At 71.3% G+C, this 4,485-nt stretch carries 6 protein-coding genes; 4 read left to right on the plus strand and 2 right to left on the minus strand.

The window, feature by feature from the left end:
- Positions 1 to 131: 131 nt before the first annotated feature.
- Complete coding sequence (locus ACWD3C_RS47900) at positions 132 to 557, plus strand: hypothetical protein (protein ID WP_451155031.1); 426 nt, start codon at positions 132 to 134, stop codon at positions 555 to 557.
- A complete protein-coding gene (locus tag ACWD3C_RS47905; RefSeq protein WP_451155033.1) occupies positions 557 to 1,279 on the plus strand; it encodes a helix-turn-helix domain containing protein in 723 nt (240 codons plus the stop codon). Before ACWD3C_RS47900 ends, ACWD3C_RS47905 begins: the two co-directional genes overlap by 1 nt.
- Before the next feature lie 318 nt (positions 1,280 to 1,597).
- On the opposite strand, the gene ACWD3C_RS47910 is transcribed toward ACWD3C_RS47905, so the two are convergent.
- Both ACWD3C_RS47910 and ACWD3C_RS47915 read right to left on the minus strand, forming a co-directional pair.
- Complete coding sequence (locus ACWD3C_RS47910; protein WP_451155035.1) at positions 1,598 to 2,242, minus strand: hypothetical protein; 645 nt, start codon at positions 2,240 to 2,242, stop codon at positions 1,598 to 1,600.
- 195 nt (positions 2,243 to 2,437) lie between these two features.
- Positions 2,438 to 3,532, minus strand: coding sequence for a hypothetical protein (locus ACWD3C_RS47915; protein WP_451155037.1), 1,095 nt, complete (start codon positions 3,530 to 3,532; stop codon positions 2,438 to 2,440).
- Between the two features lie 163 nt (positions 3,533 to 3,695).
- Between ACWD3C_RS47915 and ACWD3C_RS47920 the strand changes: the two genes are divergently transcribed.
- Together ACWD3C_RS47920 and ACWD3C_RS47925 are read left to right on the plus strand one after the other, a co-directional pair.
- On the plus strand, positions 3,696 to 3,959 hold the full coding sequence (locus ACWD3C_RS47920; protein ID WP_451155039.1) for a helix-turn-helix transcriptional regulator: 264 nt from the start codon (positions 3,696 to 3,698) through the stop codon (positions 3,957 to 3,959).
- 191 nt (positions 3,960 to 4,150) lie between these two features.
- Complete coding sequence (locus tag ACWD3C_RS47925) at positions 4,151 to 4,426, plus strand: DUF6083 domain-containing protein (RefSeq protein WP_451155041.1); 276 nt, start codon at positions 4,151 to 4,153, stop codon at positions 4,424 to 4,426.
- Positions 4,427 to 4,485 lie beyond the last annotated feature (59 nt).

The raw sequence follows: 4,485 nt of genomic DNA on the forward strand, positions 1-4,485 counted from the left end.
GCCAGAACCGATACCGGCCCGCCCTCAGCGAGGCCCCGACCGGCACGCCCACCCCTAATACGTCGGCACGGCCACCCCGATTACATCGGCACCCCCTGTACGGCATCGGCTCCTTTGCTCAGCGCCCCCGCATGGTCACCGGCAGCACCCCCCGCGGCGCCGAGCGCGATGTACCGCCGGACGCCGAAATCATCGGCTTCGACGAAGAGCAGATCACCTGGCAGAAACCCACCGGCTTCGCCCGTGACCCCAACGCGCACCCCGAATGGGCCGCCGCGATCTGGTCCGGCGCCCGCGCCGCCCTGCTCACCCAGCGCCACCGCGAGGAGGACACCTACGCCGGCGCCCTGCATACCGCGCCCGGCAGCGTCATCGCCTTCCGTACCGACGCCCTCTACCTCACCCAGGCGCAGAACTGGCCTCACCACCACCAGCCCGGCGACTACCTTCTGCGTGGACAGCTCACCGGTCCTCTGGCGGCGCCCACCACCGAGGAAGAGCTCTTGACGCTGCGCAACGCCGGGCGTGCCGCCCTCACCGCCGGTCAGGAGACCTGATGCCGCCCCGTACCCGCTCCAACCGCCCCAGAAGGCGGGGGGAGTTGAACGAGGCGGCTCGCCTCGCCGACCGGCTCCAACAGGCCGGCTACACCAAACGCGACATCGCCCGCATCATCAACCGCGACCCCTCCCTCGTCTCGCAGTTCTACACCAAGAACAAGGGCGCGGCCTTCGTCACCGCCCTGCGGGAAGTCCTCACCGCCGTTGAGGCCGGCGGCATCACCGACCTGCCTGAACTCGCCGCCATCGCCGCCCGCCACACCACCCGGCGCACCACCGCCTCCGGTGCCCGTGCCCGGGTCCGCAGCAAGGCCGTCCTGATCACCCCCACCGGCTCCGGCACCGGCCGCCTCGGCGCCCAGGCGATTGCCTCCGGCTCCGCCCGCCTGCGCCCGCTGATCGGCGAAGCCGCCCGCTTGGGGCTGCGCCTGGCCTTCACCGTCCGCCTGGCCAAGACCGCCTATCTGCACCCCTCCGGCAGCCGTACCGATTCACCTGGCATCCGCCGTGACGTCATCCAGCGCGCTGACCACACCGAAGAACGCTCCTACGGTTCCGCCCAGACCGGCGGTTTCGACGCCGCCGACTTCGCCCGCCGCGTGGATGCCGCCGCCGGCGACGTGACCGCCGCCGTTCACCAATGGCTCGTGGAGGGGGGCCGTATCCGCGCGGACGCTCAGATCATCCACCTCGAGGTGCGCACCTGGCGGCCGCGCTGAGAGCGCCCGCAGCTCCGCACCCTGCAGCCGCGCCGACTCCTTCCGCTGGGGCTCTGGCAGTCAACGAGATGCGGATGATCCGCAGCCGAAGAAGACCCTGGTCAAGGCCGCCGCTCGCGGCAACGCCGAGTCATGCGGCGGACAGCGCTCCTTGGACGAGAGGTCCGCGAATCGACACTGCTGGCGGGATAACGCGGCCGTGCTCCGTGCGTGGAGGTGGGATGGCGCGGCGGGAGTGAGGCGGGCACAGACGTGCCAGCCACGCTCGGCCTGCAGCAGGTTTTCGGCGCGGGCAGCCCGGGACCGGACTCCTTGGCTTCAGTGGCCTGTGTCTTCGGGCTGCGCCTCGGCCTGGGGCGCAGTCGTCGCCTCCGGTGCGTCGGGGGCGGTGTAGTAGACCGAGGCGCCCTGCTTGGTGCGCTGTGCCTGGCTCTTGGCCACGAGGCCTTCGAGGGTGACGCGTACGACCTTGGTCTTGATGTCGCGCTCGGGATGGACCTGGCCGAGCGCGGTGGAGATTTCCGCAGCGGAGCGTGGTTCGCTCTGCTCGGCGAGGTGGCGGCGGATGAGTTCCACCAGGGTGGGTTGGGCTGTCTTTGTGGCGGCCGCGGATGTGACCGTGGGCTTCTTGGCGGCTGACTTCCTGGTCGTCGTGCGTCCCTGCGCGGTCGTGTTCTTCCTTGTCCTCCGCCCGCCACGGGCGCCGGTCCCCTCTCGGGGGGAGGGCACCGCGGTGCCCTCGGACGTGACGGCGGGCCCGGCTGGTGCTTCCGTGATGCCGAGTGCCTGCTGCATGTTCACCAGCACGGTGTGGTCCTGCTGCAGGGCGGCCAACTGCTCCTGGAGGGCGGTGATTTCCGCACCGATGCGTTCCTGCTCCTTGAGGTTGCGGTCGAGGTCGCCGGCCACCTGGGCGATGTAATGCGATGTCAGTTCCGTGGCGGTAGTCGTGCTCTCGGACATGGTTTGTCCTTTCCTCGGTGTGCGGCTGTGGTCGCAGTGCGGGGCGGCTCCGGACGGGGCAGCGTTGCTCTTGGGCTGCGCCGGCGGCGCGCTCCTGGACGCCATCACTGCCGCATGGTGCCTTGGCGTAGAGATAGTACGGACAGGCGGAGCCGGTTATTCCTCTCCCGCGAGGCCCTCTGCCCGAGTCCGGCCTCAAGGCAGCGGCGCCTGGTACCCGCGGAGCCCTACCGCAGGGCGAGATCGTGCACGGGGCTCGGGCAGTTGCCAGAACACCTCGTCGGTCTCCCGGTTGTGAGACCAGGACCCCAGCGTGCGAGTGATCACCAGCCGGTCGAGGAGCTCTCCGGTCTGCTGCGGGGAGTGCCCGCACAGACGGGCGAGGACATCCATATCGGTGCTGTGTTCGGTATGGGCGGAGGTGTGTGCGGCCAGTACGAGGGCAGTCAGTCGCAGAGCGGGTGGTGCGGTCGGCAGGGCCAACGGCGTAGGGCGCAGGGCCCAGTGGGCGGCGCGGATCCGAGACGTCCGTCCGGGCTCCTGGGCGAGAACGGCGTCATCGAGCATCTGCACCGTCATGTGGGAGTGCTTCCGGGTGAGGCAGTGCAACCAGTGGGCGTGCTCCAGTTCGTGCCACAGTTCCGTACGGCCGTGCAGGCGCATGCCGCGCAGGAAGCCGCCGGGCAGCCGGACGCGCCCCTGGCGGTCGGCGCGCAGTGCGCACTGCAGGGCCAGCAGCCGGGCGGTGGGGGAGGAGAACCGGGGCAGCGCGGCGGCGAGATAGGTGAGCATCTCCCGCACCCGCTGCTGCTCGCCCGGCCCGTACGGCGGCGTACTACGCGCGGGCCGTGCCTTGCCGGAGACGGGCGGTGTGCGGCCGGGGCTCAGCAGTGTGGGCGGTACGACGGCGGTGTGGCTCATCGCCGCGGCGCAGGCGGCGCAGGCATCGGCCAGCCGCCACGCGCGGCCGCCGCGGTCGCAGGTCAGGGCGAGCAGTACCGGACCTGAGCAGCCGCGGTGGCGGGGATGCCAGCGGCAGCCGCGCGCCCGGCACTGGCAGGTACGCAGGTGCCCCGGCAGTGCATCGGTGCGGGCATGGCGGGCCAGATGGGTCAGGGCCGCAGATCGTGCGGAGGCGGCCTGCACGGGGTGAGTGTGCAGCGTGCAGCGCGGGCAGGCCAGGGCGGGCCCGCCCGGCTGCGGGCGCAGCTCCACCGTCCAGATGCGCTGCACCGTGGCATGCGTGCTGGCAAGCCGCATCGGCTCGTTGCCCTCCCATCCGAAATCCATGCTGGCGGGGTGCCGCGTTCTCCCGATGAGCAAGAGCGGAGTCGGCTGCACCGTAGTGCGGATCTCTGCACTTGTGCGGCGTCGGTGCCCGCGCCGCCCACCTGCACAGATAGTGCAGAAGTCTGCACTGGCAGGGCAGGGTCCTGCACCGTCGGATGGTGGGGTGACGATCTTGCCACCCGACCCCGACCTCACCGCGCTCCGCGTCACGCTCGCGCGGCTGAGGAGCGAGCGCGGATGGACCTTCGACGAACTCGCCCGCCGCAGCGGCCTGGCCCGGCGCACCCTCATCGACCTCGAACACGGCCGCACCACCGGCAGCATCACCACCTGGCACGCCCTCGCCCACACCTTCGACGTGCCCATCGAGCAGCTGCTCGGCCCGCTCTGCGAGGACCACACCCCACCCGGCCCGCAGACTCCCTGACTTCGGCCCGCCAGGGCTCAGCTCCTCTGCTGCACCCCGTCGCCGCCGCACGTGAATCACCCGAACCGGCGAGCAGCCACCGAACGCCCGCACGGCAACTCGCACACCCATGTGACTGTGCTGCGCCATCCGTAGGACGGTGCGCCTGCCGCTACCGCCCTCACGGCGCGCCGCCTGGCACGGTCCCCGCCATGTACCCCAACACCGCCTCCACCGGCCGCCACTGGGACGGCAGCCCCACCACACGCGCCCGCCGCCCCCTGCGCGTGGCCTCCACCAGCCCCAGCCGCCTGCTGCGCACCGGCCAGAGCGGCCGCTGCCGCCAGTGCGGCAACCGCATCGACTGGTACCAGCGCAACGACCAGCGGCCCATCGCCCTGCACCCCAAGGAAGTGACCACCGCACAGGTGCCGGCTTCCTGCCGCTGGCATCTAAGTGGTCTGCGTCATAAGTCCTTCGGGGGTTGATCATGCGGCTGGGGCGGCGGAGGATTCTTCTGGGTGATCGGTGGTGTGCCGGTCGAGTC

This window comes from Streptomyces sp. NPDC002845, from assembly GCF_053591955.1.

Excerpts from the sequence above, each read along its gene's own strand:
- ACWD3C_RS47900 (WP_451155031.1), top strand. The coding sequence starts at position 132 with ATGGTCACCGGCAGCACCCCCCGCGGCGCCGAGCGCGATGTACCGCCG.
- ACWD3C_RS47905 (WP_451155033.1), top strand. The coding sequence starts at position 557 with ATGCCGCCCCGTACCCGCTCCAACCGCCCCAGAAGGCGGGGGGAGTTG.
- ACWD3C_RS47910 (WP_451155035.1), bottom strand. The coding sequence starts at position 2,242 with ATGTCCGAGAGCACGACTACCGCCACGGAACTGACATCGCATTACATC.
- ACWD3C_RS47915 (WP_451155037.1), bottom strand. The coding sequence starts at position 3,532 with ATGGATTTCGGATGGGAGGGCAACGAGCCGATGCGGCTTGCCAGCACG.
- ACWD3C_RS47925 (WP_451155041.1), top strand. The coding sequence starts at position 4,151 with ATGTACCCCAACACCGCCTCCACCGGCCGCCACTGGGACGGCAGCCCC.